Below are 17,932 nucleotides of genomic sequence, written 5' to 3' on the forward strand. Positions count from 1 at the left end.
CTTACTCCCATTTGTTTTGTTCTGTTTATTTTTCATCTCGCTCGCCATAGCTTCAATATGCAACGTGGTTTATTTTGAACGACGTTTTTAATAAGTGTATAGAGAATAATGGGCTTTAACATCGTTTCCAGTGGAAGCTACCTGCCAACGAATCAATGGTCTGATCGAGAGATGGATCGCTTCCTAAAATTAGCGCCAGGGACCTGCCGAAATAAATTCGACGTTGAATATCGTCATGTAGCCAATACAAAAGAGACCGCTATTTACATGGCGGTGCAGGCAATAGAGCAGTGTTTAGGAAACACACATACCTTAAGCTCCGTTGATCTTCTTATCTACGCTAGCGGCACACACCACCAGTCTCTACCCTACGACGCCTCAGCGGTTCTCGCCGCGTTAGACGCTCCAACATGGCTAGAAAGCTTTGATTTGAACAGCACCTGTTTATCCTTTCTCTCTGCGCTTGATCTTGCCCAGAGTCTATTCTTAGCAAAACGATACCGTCGGATTCTTATTGTCACCAGCGAACTCGCCACTGGCATCACACTGAATCGAAATTTTACGCTCAAACCAGAAGTTGCAACGCTATTCGCAGACGGTGCCGCCGCATTTTTGCTCGAAGAACGCAACGATGATGGATTGCTCACCAGTCACTTTGAAACGCATCATACCGGGTATTCATTTTGTCAAATTAAGGGCGGAGGTAGTCATATCAATCCGCATACCTCCGAGCATCAAGCCTATTTAAAAAGTTGCCAGTTTGAGATGGAGGGCAAAGCACTCTTTAAACATGTGCGTAAAGCCTTACCAGCGTTTCTAAAAAAAGGGTTTGACGCCTCTCCGGTAACACTCAGCGATATTGATTATTTTCTTCCTCATCAAGCCAGCGCGCATGGATTAAAAAAACTGCCTTCACTCACCGGGCTACCAACAGAGAAAACCGTTAATCACTTTTCGACTTTGGGAAACCAAGTCGCCGCCTCACTCCCAATTAACTTACACTGGCTGCGTAATCAGCCAGAAACCGCAGGAAAACATGTGTTATTAGCTGGCACCGCCGCAGGGTTGTCACTAGGGATGGGAGTGCTAAAACTATGAAGATATTGGTCACTGGTGGCAGCGGGATGTTGGGTAGCGCAATTCTGAGAATGTTTCACCAGCAGCATGAACTGCATTTTACAGCACGAAACACAGTCATCGCTAAACAACTCGCCGAGCAATTCGATGTTATCCCACATATAGTCGATTTAAGAGACCACTCAGCAGTTCATGCGGTATGCCAAGGTATGGATGCAATCATCCATTGTGCCGCTCTCTCAAGCCCATGGGGAAAGTGGCAGGCGTTTTATCAAGCCAATGTAGATGCCACCAAAAGCCTCGTCAATGCGGCTAATACCCATCAAATCTCGCGTTTTATCCATATTTCCTCCACCAGCGTCTACTTTGACCATCAAGACCGTTGGAATATTCGAGAAACCGACGCCATAGCTTCATACTGGTGTAATGATTATGCACACACAAAATACCTATCGGAAATTGAAGCCGTAAAAGGCCAAAGCAAAGCGATCATTTTAAGACCGCGTGGCATTTTTGGACCCAATGATCGCGCGATTATCCCAAGAGTGCTTAAGGCGATAAAAAACAACACTCTGCTTCTGCCATCGGGTAGAAATCCTGTGGTTGATCTGACCTATGTCGACAACGTTGCCCATGCAGCGATGCTCGCTTGCACTCAGGCAGACCGACTTCAGCATGGTGATGTGTTCAACATTTCCAACAACGAACCAATGCCAATTGAGACTGTTCTGCAAGCTTTATGTGAGGGGTTAAACCTAAAAGTAACTTTACAATCATTACCATACGGTGTGGTATCACCATTATTAAAGCTCAGTGAGCAAATACGAAGGCACTTACCACATCAGCCAGAACCAAGGCTCACCTCATACAGCGCAGGATTGTTTAACTATCATCAAACTCTGGATATCAGCAAGGCTAAACAAACACTGAATTACCAACCGCTTTTTTCAATTCAAGAAGGAATACAGCAGTATGCAAACTGGTCTAAAAATAAAAATCTTTGAGGCTGGACACTGCGTACACCCAGGCTTTGTTGTCAAACCAGGTTCTGGTATCAAGCCTAGAGCATTTCCGGCAGCCGTTGCGTTAATTCAGCACCCAACACAAGGCAACATCCTGTTTGACACGGGATATCACGAGCATTTTTTTAGCGCGACTCGTCCCTTCCCTGAACGTTTTTATGCTTGGACAACACCTTGTCGCTATAAAAAAGAACACGGAATTGTTGCGCAGTTAGCAAAAGAAAGTCTCAAACCTCATGATATTGAACACTTAGTGCTCTCCCACTTCCATGCTGATCACATTGCTGCCGTGTCTGAGTTTTCCCACTCTCAATTGCATTGCCAACAAAAAGGGGTAGATGCAATTACTAAAAGTGGTCGAATTGGAGGCGTAAGAAAAGGATACCTAAAAGCTCTACTTCCTCCACAGCTTGAACCTAACTTATTCATTCATAGTGATTTTTCTGTACCAATCAGCCAAATTCTTCCTCAGTGCCAAGGTGTTAATTTGCTCTGTAAAGACATGTTCGACGATGGATTTATTTATATGGTTAGCTTGCCAGGCCATGCAGCTGGCCAAGTGGGCTTGCTAGTTAAAAGAGACCAAAGTTGGCTGTTCTTACTCGCCGATGCATGCTGGTTAATCGAGAGCTTGAGTGAAAATATCGATCAACATTGGCTGGCGAACATGCTTTGCGATGATACAAAAGCCTATAAAAACACCCTCTCCGAGTTGAGAAGTTGCTACCAACAAACCCACCACTTTGTTCGCTTCGTGCCTTCACATTGTCAGGAAACTATCCAGCAGCTAATCAAAGAAGGATGGATGAAGTGAGAACGCTTATCTCAGAATTCTGGCGAACCCGCTACCGCCCCTTCGGCTCAAGGGAACAAGTCGAAACATGGCAGCAACAACACTTAACGCAACACTTGGATTGGGTATGCCGTCATTCACCGTATTACCGCTCACTTCAAGGTGCACCACTCAGTGATTTCCCTATCATGAATAAGCAAACCATAATGGAGAACCTCTCGGAGTTGAATACGAAAGGCTTAGATGCTGAACAGCTAATGCAACAAGCACTCGACGCAGAACAGTCACGCAACTTCGCCGCTTCGAAAGTTGGCGATGTTACTGTTGGGCTTTCTTCGGGCACATCAGGCATGCGCGGGTTGTTTCTTGCTGACAAACAGGAAACACAACTATGGGCTGGCAATATATTGGCTCGCCTGTTGCCCAACCTATGGCAAAAACACCGAATTGCTCTAGCCTTGCGCGCCAACAGCCCACTGTATAAATCCGTCGCGAAAGGGCCTGTAACATTTTTTTATGCCGATTTAACCAAACCTTACCAAGAATGGATAAAAGAGCTGGATGAGTTCCAACCCACGCTTTTGGTTGGTAGTGCGCAAGCTCTTCAGCTCTGCGCCCAGTTCAGCGGTCAATTTGGTCAACCCGCAATTCAACCACAGCGGATCATTTCTGGTGCAGAAGTCCTAACCGAGAGTGACCGTCACTTTATTTCTCAACGGTTCGACAGCGAACTCCATGAAGTCTATCAATGTACTGAAGGTTTTCTTGCATGTACGGATCAGCATGGACAAATGCGCTGGAATCAAGATGTTGTTTACATCGAAAAACATTGGCTGAATACCGAACGTACTCATTACAGCCCAATCATTACCGATTTTCGTCGTAAAACTCAGCCAATTATTCGTTATCAGCTCGACGATATTATTGAGAATAAACAGGATAATGGCGTATTTGAACCTCTTGGCGCAATTGCCGGACGATGTGGTGATCGCCTCACGCTAAACGCAAACCACGTCCCAGTGACGGTGTTACCAGATCTCATCTACCGCGCTATAACACTATCCGCCCAAAGTCGCGTGGATTACCGAATCACCCAAACAGGGTCACAAGCCATTCAAATTGAAGCGGATGTTCACCACCATCGGGTTATACATCAAGCCTTGATAAAGTTGTTTGACCAATTGCGGCTTGATCCTGTCAGATTTAGTTACCGCCCTGCGCCTATTTGGACGCCAATGAATAAACAACGACGTGTGGTGAACATATGCGGGTCTTAATCACCGGAGCCCGATCACCAGTTGCACTAGAGTGGGCAACCATGTGTATGCATCATGGACATGACGTAACTCTCACCGATTCGCTAAAAAAACCTCTAGGATCGTTTTTGCGAGGCATCGAGTCTTATATCCCCACCGCTTCGCCTCGATTTGCGTTTCCCACCTATCAACAGCAGATCCTAAAAATCATTACTCAGATGCGTATTGATATGGTGATACCCACTTGTGAAGAAGTGTATTACTTGGCTCATGTTGCCAAACAATGCCCAGAAGTAGATTTTTTTCTGCCCAATGTGGGACTACTCAATGCCCTGCACAACAAGTTGACCGTCTTTGAACAGCTTCAAAGTTTGCCAGAAATCACACTTCCAAAAACTCGTTTGGTCGCTGATAAAAGTGAGATTGAAATTAATAAGAGAACCGTTCTAAAGCCCGTTTACTCTCGGTTTGGCGGGCAAGTCATAAGAGATGTGACAACTCAGTCTATTTCTGCCGCCACGATATCGCCCCTTTACCCTTGGGTTCAGCAACAAAAAATCCATGGGACTCCGGTGTGTAACTATGCCATTTTTGAACATGGTGACCTTAAAGCACACCAAGCTTATGTGCCGAAATACTGTGTAAACGGCTCGGCCGCCAGTGCTTTTCAGCCGATCTCGTGCGAACGACTAGATACATTTATCGCAGCTTTTGGTAAACGTCATACTTATCATGGGCAAGTGTCGTTTGACTTCATCAAATCACAAGATGAACTCTACGTGATTGAATGTAACCCAAGAGCCACCAGTGGTTTGCACCTACTCTCGTCTCGATGCAACCAACTGCTTCCTAATATGGAATTTACCAGTCCTTCCAAGCAGCGATTGCATCATTTAGGTCCAATAACACTCATCGCGGCAGGTGGATTATCCCTGTTCAAGGCTCGAACTTGGCAAGATTGGTGGTCTGGAGTGAATGTGATGCAACAGCATAACTTACCGGCCGGGAGCCAAATCCGGAGTATGTTTGAATTACTCCGGTTAGCTAGGCAGAACAAGACGAAGTGGAGCGACGCTTCTACCGTTGATATTGAGTGGAATGGAGAGGCATTGAACTCATGACACTTTCCTCTCAAGAATGGCATCAAACCTTTATCACTCTCATGCAGTCAAATCCTATTGATGAATGCACAGCAAGCTTTGGTTGCTACTATATCGATGACGTTGCCATTCCTTACTCCGTAACACCAAAAATACCAAACAACTGTTATGCAGTCTCCCCTATGACACTGCTTAGTGGCTACGCCGAAGAAGAGCTTCACAAAGTCAAAAATGTGGCTGTTCGATGGGTATGTAAGTTACTTATTAATATGACTAAACCAATCTTATCACTGGCTGGATTGGATCAAGTCCAAACGCTCAACAATCAGTGCTTGTCCACCAATATGTATAGCGAACAATGGGCAGCCTTAAATCTCGATGAACTGCGTCGCGTCGCACTCGATCAATACCCCACCTTTCCCTTGGTGCTTCGCTCCCTCAACCAGCGTCAGCATTTACACTTAATTCAGCGATTGAAGCAGCCAAAATGGCAAAGCTTGGTAACACGACAAGTGTATTTACTTGATGATTGGCAAGCGTTCAGCTTCAACCGAGATTTAACGAAAGACTTCAAACTGCTTAATGATAAAGATTGGCAGTTTAGGCCACTGACCACTGATGAAGAGTTTCAGCGTGCCAAAGAGTTATATGACATGCTTTACCTTGATAAATACAGCCTCAATAACATACAGTTTTCAACCCAATATTTAAAACAGGCGAGCCAGAACAAATTAGTACAGTTAGTGGGACTGTTTTATCAAGAAGAGATGCTGGCTACGTTAGGCATTGTAGAAATTGATAATGATATGACTTGCCCAATTTTTGGCTACGATACCAATAAGCCACAACGCCTCGCATTGTATCGTCGAATATCGGCCTATACCATCCGCCACGCAATGATATTCCAGCGTCGCTTTAATATGAGCTCAGGTGCTCCGGCTTTTAAACGCAACAGAAAAGCCCGGCCAGAAATTGAATTTAGCTATGTTTATATTGCGCACTTACCTTGGTACAAACGCATAATTTGGAAAAGCTTATGCTGGCTCACTCAGCACTTTTATCGCCCTTTGTTGATGCGTTTTCAGCTATAAACCGACATCTATAATCAGGTAAGCCTGCGTACACAGTCTCAATCGATAAAAAAGCCTGCGACGTTCGCAGGCTTTTTATAATGGAGCTGTGTGAGGTAACCGTTTTCTACGGTGTGTAGTATGTTGCTGCGCCAGGGCCTACTGGTAAACCAAATACGAATACCCATAGGTAGAACAGCACACTCCAACCTACAATGAAGCAGATTGAGTAAGGTAGCATGGTCGCGATCAGCGTACCGATACCTAAGTTCTTCATGTAACGAGTCGCTACGGCAAGAATCAAACCAAAGTAGCTCATCATTGGAGTAATGATGTTTGTCGTCGAGTCACCAATTCGGTAAGCAGCCTGAATCGTTTCCGGTGCATAACCAACAAGCATCAACATAGGAACAAAAATCGGAGCCGTTACTGCCCACTGTGCCGATGCCGAACCAATCATTAGGTTGATAAATCCACACATCAGGATGAAGGCAAAGAACAACATTGGGCCAGTTAAGCCAATTTCTTGCAGGAAGCTAGCGCCAGCAACCGCGAATACCTGACCGAAGTTAGTCCATTTAAAGAAAGCAACGAACTGAGCCGCAAAGAAAACTAATACAATGTACATGCCCATAGAAGACATAGATTTCGCCATTGCATCAATTACATCGCGATCCGTCTTCATCGTGCCAACAACTTTACCAAACACAAAGCCTGGAATAGCAAAGAACACAAAGATGAATGCCACGATACTTTTCAGGAATGGTGAACCTGCAATTGTACCTGCATCAGAACGTAGAATGCCGTCTTCTGGAACAACCGTCCAAGCAAGCAGCGCTGAAACAACCAGTACAGCAACACCTGCTAGTTTTAGGCCTTTCTTCTCAATGTCTGTTAAGCCACCCATTTTGTCGTTCGACAAATCTTCTGAGGCTTCTTCTTCACTGTATTTGCCAAGCTTTGGCTCAACAATTTTTTCAGTAACAAACGCACCTGTGATTGCAATGAAGAATGTCGACACAAACATGAAGTACCAGTTAACTTCTGGACCAACAGTGTAAGTTGGGTCGATCATTTGCGCCGCCGTTTCAGTAATGCCTGACAACAGCGGGTCAACCGTACCAATAAGTAGGTTTGCTGAGTAACCACCAGATACACCAGCGAACGCCGCAGCAAGACCGGCAAGTGGGTGACGACCTAAAGAATGGAACAGCATTGCAGCCAGTGGAATAAGTACCACATAGCCAAGCTCTGATGCCGTATTTGAAATGATACCCGCGAAAACGACCGTCACTGTTACCATGCGTTGAGATGCACCCATGACTAAGCCACGCATTGCTGCAGATAGCAAGCCTGAGTATTCAGCAATAGCAACACCCAACATCGCAACCAATACCGTACCCAAAGGTGCAAAGCCGACAAAGTTTTTCACTAGATTGGTAACGATTAGCTCAAGGCCATCAGCGTTAAGCAAGCTAACGACATGAATCATGCCATCCGCGGCACGACCTTTTGCACCCTCAGGACGAGGGTCAACTACGGAAACTTCGAAGTATCCTGCAATACCCGACATCACCAGAATGGCTAAACAGAAAATGGCAAATAGTGTGATCGGGTGGGGTAATAAGTTCCCCAAATATTCGACAGTATCCAAAAAGCGCGTAAACAGCGGCTTCTTAGGCGAGTTTTGTTTAATTGAATCAGATGAACTCATCTGTTCCCTCCTTGTTTTTATTCCTATGCAAATGTGACAAAAATGTCAAAAAGCGTGCGAAGGGTACTTGAGTAGAAGGTCAAATAAAAGCCCTAAATGTTACAAACTGTGACGAACAGAGGCATTTATAACCAACATTGAATAAAAATGTAGATATTTCATCCATGTAAGATAATTAACTCAATATTATCAATTAAACAAAACCATAAGTTAGATATATGCAGGTTGATTACTTTTGCACAGCTTTGAATCTCGGGTTCGTTTTACAAATGACATAAAGACGCCCTCTCCGTTTTACAATCTGGCAATCCGGATGACGACTTTTTGCACTTTTTAATGATTTTACTACCTTCATGATTTATTCCTTTTCGCTCTTAAATTGACCAAAACGACGGTTGAAGTTCGCAATGCGACCTTCGGTTTGTACAACGCGCTGTTTACCGGTGTAGTACGGGTGAGAAGCTGACGACACATCTAACGTAAAGTAAGGGTAAGTTTTGCCATCTTTCCATTCGATGGTTCTCTCCGTTTTCAACGTAGAACCAACGACAAAGTACTTATCTACACTCGTGTCGTGGAACACCACAGGACGATATTCAGGGTGGATTCCTGGTTTCATAATACTTTTCCTTTCAATTAAATTGTTATGTTATAACATTTTAATTAATAATCATTATCAACAAGAAAAGCAAGAGAAATTTGTGATACTTTTCATCTCAATGAATTCTTAAAGATGTCCACCATGTATTCCATCGAACCCATCGGCGTCATTGAGACACCGTACAAAGAAAAGTTTGCAGTTCCGCGCCAACCACGCTTAGTACCAGAGGCTAAAGCACGCGTAAAACTGTTAGGTGCAGCAAATAGCCCTGAAGCAGTGCGTGGGCTAGAACAGTTCTCTCACGTTTGGTTGTTGTTTCTATTTGATCAGAATCTGGAAGCTGGTTGGAAACCAACTGTACGTCCGCCACGATTAGGCGGCAATGAACGAATTGGTGTCTTTGCCTCGCGCTCGACTTTCCGTCCAAACGGAATCGGAATGTCAGCCGTTGAAGTGAAAGGAGTCACTAAGCAAGGCGATCAAATCTATCTTGATTTAGGCAGTGTAGATCTCGTGGATGGGACACCGATTGTGGATATTAAGCCTTATATCCCCTATTCGGATTCTATTTCGGAAGCACAAGGCGGATACGCAGACCAAGAGCCAGAAAAGTCACAAGTCACCTTTTCTGCTCAAGCATTAGCAACGATAGAAAATCGATCCGATACTGACTATGTAAGATCAGTCATTGAACAAGTTCTGGCACAAGATCCTCGCCCTGCATATAAGAAAAACAAACCGGACGACAAAGAATATGCGGTAAATTTGTTCGACTTGAACGTAAAGTTCACAGCAACAAGCAACTTAATAACGGTTACCGCTATTGAAAGCTTTTGACAAACGCAATTGGCTGATATTATAGACGGCTAACAAATTTCCCTTTCGGGAACTCCCATACTCCTGCTTATTCAAGCTTGAGTATCTAACTTAAATAAACGGATAAATTTAATGCGTACCAGTAATTATCTTCTTTCTACTCTGAAGGAGACTCCAAACGACGCAGAAGTAGTGAGCCACCAGCTCATGCTACGTGCAGGTATGATCCGTAAGCTGGCTTCAGGTTTATACACCTGGCTACCTACTGGTCTACGTGTACTGCGTAAAGTCGAAAACATCGTTCGTCAAGAAATCGACAATGCAGGCGCAGTCGAAACTTTGATGCCCGTTGTTCAGCCGTTTGAACTATGGGAAGAGACAGGCCGCAGCGAAAAGATGGGCCCTGAGCTACTTCGCTTTACTGACCGTCATGTTCGTCCGTTTGTACTTAGCCCAACCGCTGAAGAAGTGATCACTAGCCTTGTTCGCAATGAAGTGAGCTCTTACAAACAGCTTCCGCTAAACCTGTACCAAATCCAAACTAAATTCCGTGACGAACGACGCCCACGTTTTGGCGTAATGCGTTCACGTGAATTCTCAATGATGGATGCGTACAGCTTTGACATTGATAAAGACGGACTACAAAAGTCATACGACGCAATGCATGATGCTTACTGTAAAGCATTCGATCGCATGGGTCTGGATTACCGTCCTGTACTTGCAGATAGCGGTGCTATCGGTGGTAGCGGCTCTCAAGAGTTCCACGTACTGGCTGAAAGCGGCGAAGATATCATCGCATTTTCTAGCGAGTCAGATTACGCGGCAAACATTGAAAAAGCAGAAGCACTAGCTCCAGCCTCTGAGGCTGCGGCACCAACACAAGAAATGACGTTGGTTGATACGCCAAACGCGAAAACAATCGCTGAATTGGTTGAGCAGTTCGAACTACCAATTGAAAAAACAGTGAAAACACTGTTTGTGAAAGCATCTGACGAAGTTGATGCGCCAATCATCGCGCTTATTATTCGTGGTGATCATGAACTGAACGAAGTGAAAGCAGAAAACCTTCCTCAGGTTGCAGCTCCACTGGAAATGGCACCTGAAGAAGAAATTCGTGCGCTTATCGGTGCAGGCCCAGGGTCACTTGGCCCTGTTGGCCTTAAACTGCCGTTCATTGTTGACCGCAGCGTTGCGGTAATGAGCGACTTCGGTGCGGGCGCGAACATCGATGGCAAACACTACTTCGGTATTAACTGGGGTCGTGATGTAGAGCTTGGCCAAGTTGAAGACCTACGTAACGTTGTGGAAGGTGACCCAAGCCCATGTGGCAAGGGCATTATCCAGCTGAAGCGTGGTATCGAAGTTGGCCATATCTTCCAACTAGGTAACGCTTACTCCGCAGCGATGAACTGTGGTGTACTGGGTCCTGATGGTAAGAACGTCATCCTAGAAATGGGTTGTTACGGTATCGGTATCACTCGCGTAGTAGCGGCTGCTATTGAACAAAACCACGACAAATACGGCATCATCTGGCCAGATGCAATCGCACCATTCCAGGTAGCGATCGTTCCAATGAACATGCACAAGTCAGAAGAAGTGAAAGAAGCCGCTGAGAAATTGTACGCTGAGCTAACAGCAATGGGCATCGAAGTGCTATTTGACGACCGTAAAGAACGCCCAGGCGTAATGTTCTCTGACATGGAGCTTATTGGTGTACCGCATACCATTATTATCGGTGACCGCTCAATGAAAGAAGGCAACTTCGAATACAAGAACCGTGCTACTGGTGAGAAAACAGCAGTCGCAATGACTGACATTGTTGAGCACGTAAAAGCTCAACTAAAGTAAGCACTAGACGAGTTCGCATTTGAAGTAGTTTCAAATAGTTAAAAAGGGTTGGCTTCGGTCAGCCCTTTTTATTACAGCTCAACATCCTCCCTCCACCTTTTTCGAACTATTCACTTTGTTAATCTTTGGTTCAGCTTCTTGCTATTAAACTGATTTCATCATCTAAAGGAGGTCAGTTATGGATTTAAAAAGTCTTCTAAACCAAGCACTCAAATCAGACTTACTTAAGCAAGGTGCAGATGCATTGGGCAAACAAACCAACAACATCAAATCCTCATCAAATTCAAGTAGTCTAAAAACGCTAGGAGCAGGTGCTGTAGGCGGAGGCCTCATCGGTATGCTGATGGGCTCAAAGAAAAGTAAAAAAATGACTAAAAAAATAGGGTCAAACGCATTAAAAGTCGGTGGCGCAGCTGCGCTTGGAGCCTTGGCCTACAAAGTGTATAACGACTGGCAAGCCAAGCAATCCGGTCAAGGTGTTCAAGAAACCTTTGACCCCGATGACAGTAAACACAGTGTCTTAATTTTAAAAGCAATGATTGGATCTGCAAAAGCTGATGGTCACGTTGATGAAGAGGAAATGGCGCGCATTGAACAAGCTCTCGCGGATATGGGCGCAGATGAGCACGTTCGTCACCTCGTTCAGCAAGAGTTAAACAAACCGCTTGATCCTGCTGAAATTGCTAATCAGGCGACCTCTCCTCAACAAGCGTCAGAAATTTACCTAGCGTCTTTGATCGTCGCTGATGAACAAAACTTTATGGAAAAAGCGTATCTGCAAGAACTAGCAAAACAACTTCAACTTTCACCAGAAGTCACTCAGCAGTTAGAAGCACAAATGCAGTGATTAAATCTCGCTCAAGCAAACCTTCAACTTGAGCCAAAACAACTCTGTACTTTGAGTTTCAAATCCGCTGTGTGTATATTGAGATAAGTTATCATTTAGTGGAAAGAAAACATGCAAGTATACGGCTGTTGTGAACTGGTTCGTGAGCTTTATGCTCAGATTGGTAGTGGCGATCAAGCTTATATTCCCCAAGCAATTTCATGTGCAGTTAAAGCACTGAACGATGTTGCAGCGGATGAATCGCTACCAAAAGAAGTGCGTGAAAAAGCGGCATTTGCTGCGGCAAACCTACTGATTTCAGATTTTGAGGATAAGTCATGAATCTAACGAACTTTGAATCCATGGACCCTGTCATGCTGATGAGCATTGTGAATATGAAGCTACGCGATGACTTCGGAGGTGATCTGGACAAACTGGTGGCTTTCTTCGATATCGAGCGCACAGCACTGGAGACAAAACTGGCTTCTGCTGGTTTTGACTTTCTTCCAGAAGCAGGACAATTCCGTTAATCCACACCATGCTTGGCGGATAACCGAAACGAGAATAACCAATATGAAAAAGGGCTTGATGAGTTACCATCAAGCCCTTTTCTTTTATTCGATAGGCGTCTCGGTTAGCCAAATGAAGCCCAGATGACTGTCGCCACAAGAATTGGACATACAAACTTCACATACGCAGGCCATAACTTACCAAACCAACCTTGCGTAAACTCCGGGCAACCTTGCTCAAGCTCTTTGATTTTTGAGTTGCGATTCCATACCCAACCACCAAATAAGCAGAATAAGAGCGCAGCGGTTGGTTGTAGATACTGAGTAGCAACCGTCGCGACCATACCAAACAGAGCGCCAAAGTTATAAACAATCACCACACTGAACAAGGCAATGAGACCACCTAAAACCCAGCTCGTTGCGCTGCGCTTAGTATTGAAGCGCTCACTCACTAAAGCCACTGGACACTCTAACATTGAAATGGAGGACGTTAGCGCCGCAATCGTCAGCAATAAGAAGAACACAATAGAGAACAATTGACCAAGCAAACCTAAGCTATCAAACATCAATGGCAATACGGTAAATACCAACGTATCAGAGCTTAATAGAGAGCCATCTTCTGCATAGATCTGAACGCCTTTTTGCATTGCCACAAACATCGCTGGCATCACCACTAATCCTGCAATGAAAGCAACGGCAGTATCTACCATGGTCACGTTCATCGCCATCTTTGGTAGGTTCTCTTTCTTACTCAAGTAAGAGCCATAAATCAGCATTGAACAGCCACCGATCGTAAGCGAGAAGAAGCCCTGCCCCATTGCAGCAAGAATCAACTTGCGGTCCCATACCTTTTCAAAATCCGGCACTAGGTAATGTTTCAGACCTTCCATCGCACCGTTTTGCGTCATGATGTAAGCAAATAGCAGAGCAAACAAAACAAACAATGCTGGCATCAAACGTGTGGACCACTTCTCAATACCTTGTTTTACGCCACCTTGTACGATGAGAATCGTCAGTACATAAAAAGTAATGGTTCCGAACAAGTTACGTTCAACACTAAAGCCCTTTAGCCATTGAGTTTCAGCTTCTAACCCCATTAGATCTGTGATTGCACCCAGTAAAAAGCAGATCAACCAACCACCAACAATTGAATAAAACGCTAAGACAGCGCTTGGTACGCTTAAACCAATCCAACCCACAATGCCGCCGAGCTTTTTACCGGCAGGGTTATCTGTGATTGCACGCATACTGTCTACAGGGTTGGCTTGACCATGGCGACCAATCGCCATTTCAACCACCAGCATCGGAAATGCGACGATAAGAATCATCACCAAATAAACTAACAGGAAAGCACCGCCACCATTACTGGCTGCTTGAGTTGGGAAGCCCCAAATATTGCCAAGGCCAACTGCGGCACCTGCGGCAGCTAAGATGAACCCGAGACGAGAGCCAAAATGCTCGCGAGGCTGAGAAGAGGTTTGCTGTGTCATACTACTCACACAAAAATATCATTGAACTAGCTAACTAGTACACTATAGCAACATTCACTATTCAACAAGAGCACCTCGGTTAAATCCTCGACAGTTGAAACAATTTGTAGTCATTCAGCTTGTAAATTTTAACGTACATCTCATATTCATCGCTCAAAAGCCTCGCGACTGTTGTTCGTTTTACGTGGCTGAATTTTACCAATCCTTCTGCCGTGAAGTGAGCCGAAAAATAATGAGCTCTGGTGTAAGGGACGAACTGTTCCTCGTGATACTGTGTCGAAAAGCAGAATATTGTGCTTCGCTTTTTCCCCCTAATGTCTATTTATCAGCTAGTTATTACTCTGTTCTCATTTATACCCATGATTCAAGGAGAGGAAAATGAAGGTCACCCTACTTCACGGAGCGATGGTTGTAGCACTCAGCGCCAGCTACCAAGCTCAAGCCTATAACTGTCAAAGTCTACCCGACTGGGACAGCACTGCGACTTATACATCGGGCGCTTTAGTAAAAACGCAAGGAGCCGCTTATGAGGCTGCATATTGGACGCAAGGCAATGATCCCGTGACCAACTCAGGATCTTGGGAAGCATGGAAAGCGTTAGGGCAATGTGATGGTGGAAGCAACAATTTATCACCAACGGTGTCGTTCTCCTCTCCAATAAACAACGCACAAATTCCCGAAGGCAGTGCGATCACTTTGTTAGCCAACGCAGCTGACGAAGATGGCCAAATCACACAAATTGAGTTTGTTGCAGGCAACCAAACCGTTGCTGTGGTAACTCAAGCACCATTCGAAGCTTCTTGGACAGCTATTGAAGGGATCTCGCAATTGACCGCAATTGCGACAGATAATGAGGGAGCTGTTAGCACCACGACGATTTCTATCCAAATTCAACCACAAGTCGAATTACCACCACCAAGCATTTCATTGACCAGCCCAGTAGGCACAGAAGTGCTTAATGTAGGCGATAACCTAACCGTAGCCGCTCAAGCTGACGATATTGATGGTGTGGTCACACAAGTTGAGTTCTTCGTAAACAATCAATCTGTCGCCATTGATACTAGTGCACCTTACGAATATCAATGGACCGCGAGTCCAGGTACATACTCATTCAAAGCACAAGCGACTGATGATACAAACCTCGCAACGATGAGCCAAGAAGTAGCGCTGGTTATTAGTAATGCAGAAACCGGAACAGGCGGATGTGCAGATGCAGTACCTTATGTGGCAGGCACAAGTTATCAATCTGGCGACCTGGTTTCTCACTTCAACCAAAAATATCGTTGTGATGTTGCTGGTTGGTGCTCCTCGGATGCGACATGGGCTTACGAGCCTGGTGAAGGGCTATACTGGCAAGATGCTTGGAGTGGCCTAGGTGCTTGTTCGACACCACCGCAAGTTACCATTACGGCACCAACGGATGGACAAGTCGTGCTCGCTGGCAGCAATAACGAAATCACGGCAAATGCAAGCGATGCTGATGGCACAGTCACGCAAGTTGAGTTTTTTGCGAACAACACTAGCTTAGGGGTCACCGCTCAAGCACCATATTCCGTTACTTGGAACGCCACACTTATTGGCGCTAACCAGCTTAAAGCCGTCGCAACCGATAATGATAACAACACGTCAGAGTCCCTGGTTGGTGTGGAAGTCAGCGATAAAGATTTGGTCGTCTCTCTGACTTCACCAAGCAGCGGTCAAACCGTCGGATTAGGCGAAAGTCTCGCATTAAGCGCCGATGCAACGTCTTTAACTTCAGGCATTAAACACGTTGATTTCATGATCAACGGCTCTATTGTTGCAACCGATACCACAGCACCTTACACAGCCAACTGGACACCAACTGCACTTGGTAACTTTACAGTTAGCGCCCAAGCTGTGGATTTGTCGGGAAGCAATGCACTGTCTGACGCCGCTGCAATAACGGTGGTTGAGCAAGTAGAGAAACGCCATAAACTCATCGGTTACTGGCACAATTTTGTAAATGGTGCGGGCTGTCCAATTCGTCTAACAGATATGGCAGATGCTTGGGATGTGATTGATATTGCCTTTGCTGAAAATGATCGCAACAGTGATGGCACTGTGCACTTTAATCTATATTCAGGCGATATTTACAGCGATTGTCCAGCACTCGATCCAACACAATTCAAGCAGGACATGGCAGCGCTTCAAGCTAAAGGTAAGAAGTTTGTTCTCTCTCTTGGCGGCGCAGAAGGCACGATTACGCTGAATACCGACCAAGATGAAGCAAACTTTGTCTCTAGCCTAACAGGTCTTATCGCTGATTGGGGCTTTGATGGTCTAGATGTGGATTTAGAGAGTGGTTCTAACTTAGTTCATGGCTCGCAAATTCAAGCTCGCCTTGGTCGTGCTTTGCTTCAAATAGAGCAAAACATGGGTGGCGATATGTACCTAACCATGGCGCCTGAGCACCCTTATGTTCAAGGCGGCTATGTAGCTTACAGCGGTATTTGGGGAGCTTACATTCCTGTGATAAACGAGACACGCAGCACGCTCGACTTGCTTCACGTCCAGTTATATAACAACGGCGGTTTGCCAAACCCATACCTGCCAGGCAGTGCACCAGAAGGCTCTGTGGATATGATGGTAGCGCAATCTAAAATGCTTATCGAAGGTTTTGAGTTGGCCGACGGCACTCAATTTGCACCATTGCGCGATGATCAAGTCGCAATCGGTTTACCTTCAGGTCCTAGCTCGGCAAATTCAGGGCAGGCTCCAACACAGAATATTATCAACGCACTAGATTGTTTAACCAAAGGCACTTCATGTGGCACCGTTAAACCAGCGTACCATTACCCGAATTATGCAGGGGTAATGACATGGTCTATCAACTGGGATCAGCATGATGGCTTTAACTTCTCAAAACCTGTCGGCGATAAACTCACCGAGATGAATACGCAATAAGCTATCAAAGAACAAGCGAGTAAAACGCAAATATCGTCTTGTTTCCATTACTTATTCAAGTATGTAAAAACGAAAAGAGAGCACAATCGTGCTCTCTTTCTTTATCTCATTGAGTTTTTTACTTTTTAATGAGTAATTAAATCGTAAATACTCGGTAATCTTTTAGCTCAGGGATTTTCTTCAACAGATCGTCTTCTTGCCCTGCCATGTCATCCAGCGAATCGCACAAGTCTTCTGCTTGTTGTTCTACCTCTTTCGAATGCTCGGCTAAACGCTCTTCTACTTTCGCGCTGAGTTCAGCCATACTCTCTGATAATGCAGTGAGGTTTATCCCTCCCTCTTCCTTCATTTTTTTCGATAAAGCATCCAACGAACTGGCTAAAAACTCTTTATTGAAGATCTCTTGTGCTTTTGCAAAGTCTTTAGTCCACCCTTGTGTCATAGACTCAAAACTCTCCGCCGGCAGGATGAAATCACCATCTTTGTAGTAACGTGATTCAACATCAGCGAAAAAGTCCTTTACTGCGACTTTTACATTATCAAACGCACCAGGTGCATCGAGGCTTTCCGCAACATCATCAATAATATCATTCGCAAGCGCTAAACCATCACTCGCCAATTGCTTTGCTTGTGGAATATACGCGTTCATTTTTTCGCGATAGTCTTCAATTGCCGCTTTCTGGTCAGAATTGAGTTCAATTAGCTCACCTTTGATGAAGAGGTTGTTATCCTCATCCACGACGGCTTTATCACCTGTCGTTTGGCGAATTTCCAAGCTTTGCCCATCCATACGGACTTCATTATTGATGTCCACACGACACTGCGCTGCATAACCAGTAGCACTGACCATCAGCAATGAGAGTGTAAAAAGCTTTTTCATGTCAT

17 protein-coding genes are annotated in these 17,932 nt (G+C 45.0%); 12 read left to right on the forward strand and 5 right to left on the reverse strand.

The window, feature by feature from the left end; all coding sequences use genetic code 11:
- Window positions 1–108: 108 nt before the first annotated feature.
- From R7035_RS17685 to R7035_RS17710, 6 genes are read left to right on the forward strand one after another with little or no spacing between them, the layout of a single operon-like run.
- The gene (locus tag R7035_RS17685; protein ID WP_213894089.1) at window positions 109–1,098 is read left to right on the forward strand and encodes a ketoacyl-ACP synthase III; all 990 of its coding nucleotides are present in this window, start codon (window positions 109–111) and stop codon (window positions 1,096–1,098) included.
- The gene (locus R7035_RS17690; protein ID WP_256901283.1) at window positions 1,095–2,081 is read left to right on the forward strand and encodes an NAD-dependent epimerase/dehydratase family protein; all 987 of its coding nucleotides are present in this window, start codon (window positions 1,095–1,097) and stop codon (window positions 2,079–2,081) included. Before R7035_RS17685 ends, R7035_RS17690 begins: the two co-directional genes overlap by 4 nt.
- On the forward strand, window positions 2,050–2,913 hold the full coding sequence (locus tag R7035_RS17695; protein ID WP_005380307.1) for an MBL fold metallo-hydrolase: 864 nt from the start codon (window positions 2,050–2,052) through the stop codon (window positions 2,911–2,913). Before R7035_RS17690 ends, R7035_RS17695 begins: the two co-directional genes overlap by 32 nt.
- Window positions 2,901–4,169, forward strand: a complete 1,269-nt coding sequence (locus tag R7035_RS17700; protein ID WP_256901284.1) for a F390 synthetase-related protein — start codon at window positions 2,901–2,903, stop codon at window positions 4,167–4,169. The genes R7035_RS17695 and R7035_RS17700 overlap by 13 nt, the downstream gene beginning before the upstream one ends.
- Window positions 4,157–5,269 carry an ATP-grasp domain-containing protein gene (locus R7035_RS17705; protein WP_132936891.1) on the forward strand — a complete coding sequence of 371 codons (1,113 nt, stop codon included), beginning with the start codon at window positions 4,157–4,159 and terminating at the stop codon, window positions 5,267–5,269. Before R7035_RS17700 ends, R7035_RS17705 begins: the two co-directional genes overlap by 13 nt.
- Complete coding sequence (locus tag R7035_RS17710; protein WP_042521403.1) at window positions 5,266–6,339, forward strand: hypothetical protein; 1,074 nt, start codon at window positions 5,266–5,268, stop codon at window positions 6,337–6,339. Before R7035_RS17705 ends, R7035_RS17710 begins: the two co-directional genes overlap by 4 nt.
- A gap of 106 nt (window positions 6,340–6,445) precedes the next feature.
- On the opposite strand, the gene R7035_RS17715 is transcribed toward R7035_RS17710, so the two are convergent.
- From R7035_RS17715 to R7035_RS17725, 3 genes are all read right to left on the reverse strand, one after another.
- Window positions 6,446–8,032, reverse strand: coding sequence for an AbgT family transporter (locus R7035_RS17715; protein WP_005380301.1), 1,587 nt, complete (start codon window positions 8,030–8,032; stop codon window positions 6,446–6,448).
- Between the two features lie 229 nt (window positions 8,033–8,261).
- Window positions 8,262–8,387 carry a type B 50S ribosomal protein L36 gene (gene ykgO / locus R7035_RS17720; RefSeq protein WP_005380299.1) on the reverse strand — a complete coding sequence of 42 codons (126 nt, stop codon included), beginning with the start codon at window positions 8,385–8,387 and terminating at the stop codon, window positions 8,262–8,264.
- A 3-nt stretch (window positions 8,388–8,390) separates the two neighbouring features.
- Window positions 8,391–8,651: a type B 50S ribosomal protein L31 gene (locus R7035_RS17725; RefSeq protein ID WP_005380295.1), complete on the reverse strand. Its 261-nt coding sequence runs from the start codon at window positions 8,649–8,651 to the stop codon at window positions 8,391–8,393.
- A 123-nt stretch (window positions 8,652–8,774) separates the two neighbouring features.
- On the opposite strand from R7035_RS17725, the gene tsaA reads away from it, so the two are divergent.
- The 5 genes from tsaA to R7035_RS17750 all read left to right on the forward strand — a co-directional run bounded on the left by tsaA (window position 8,775) and on the right by R7035_RS17750 (window position 12,653).
- The gene (gene tsaA, locus R7035_RS17730; RefSeq protein ID WP_005380294.1) at window positions 8,775–9,470 is read left to right on the forward strand and encodes a tRNA (N6-threonylcarbamoyladenosine(37)-N6)-methyltransferase TrmO; all 696 of its coding nucleotides are present in this window, start codon (window positions 8,775–8,777) and stop codon (window positions 9,468–9,470) included.
- Between the two features lie 111 nt (window positions 9,471–9,581).
- Window positions 9,582–11,297 carry a proline--tRNA ligase gene (locus R7035_RS17735; RefSeq protein ID WP_042521401.1) on the forward strand — a complete coding sequence of 572 codons (1,716 nt, stop codon included), beginning with the start codon at window positions 9,582–9,584 and terminating at the stop codon, window positions 11,295–11,297.
- A gap of 178 nt (window positions 11,298–11,475) precedes the next feature.
- Window positions 11,476–12,144: a tellurite resistance TerB family protein gene (locus R7035_RS17740; RefSeq protein WP_042521399.1), complete on the forward strand. Its 669-nt coding sequence runs from the start codon at window positions 11,476–11,478 to the stop codon at window positions 12,142–12,144.
- A 111-nt stretch (window positions 12,145–12,255) separates the two neighbouring features.
- A complete protein-coding gene (locus R7035_RS17745; protein WP_033905529.1) occupies window positions 12,256–12,465 on the forward strand; it encodes a YaeP family protein in 210 nt (69 codons plus the stop codon).
- Window positions 12,462–12,653, forward strand: a complete 192-nt coding sequence (locus R7035_RS17750; protein WP_033905530.1) for a DUF4250 domain-containing protein — start codon at window positions 12,462–12,464, stop codon at window positions 12,651–12,653. Before R7035_RS17745 ends, R7035_RS17750 begins: the two co-directional genes overlap by 4 nt.
- Window positions 12,654–12,757: 104 nt before the next feature.
- On the opposite strand, the gene R7035_RS17755 is transcribed toward R7035_RS17750, so the two are convergent.
- Complete coding sequence (locus R7035_RS17755; protein ID WP_269334279.1) at window positions 12,758–14,122, reverse strand: sodium-dependent transporter; 1,365 nt, start codon at window positions 14,120–14,122, stop codon at window positions 12,758–12,760.
- A gap of 378 nt (window positions 14,123–14,500) precedes the next feature.
- Here R7035_RS17755 and R7035_RS17760 point away from each other — a divergent pair, with 378 nt between their 5' ends.
- A complete protein-coding gene (locus tag R7035_RS17760) occupies window positions 14,501–17,047 on the forward strand; it encodes an Ig-like domain-containing protein (RefSeq protein ID WP_318146209.1) in 2,547 nt (848 codons plus the stop codon).
- Between the two features lie 136 nt (window positions 17,048–17,183).
- Here R7035_RS17760 and R7035_RS17765 read toward each other — a convergent pair whose 3' ends face one another.
- Window positions 17,184–17,927, reverse strand: coding sequence for a YggN family protein (locus R7035_RS17765; RefSeq protein ID WP_053306726.1), 744 nt, complete (start codon window positions 17,925–17,927; stop codon window positions 17,184–17,186).
- Between the last annotated feature and the right edge of the window lie 5 nt (window positions 17,928–17,932).

Origin of the sequence: Vibrio sp. 1731 (genome assembly GCF_033339955.1) — a bacterium.
GTDB classification, from domain to species: domain Bacteria; phylum Pseudomonadota; class Gammaproteobacteria; order Enterobacterales; family Vibrionaceae; genus Vibrio; species Vibrio alginolyticus.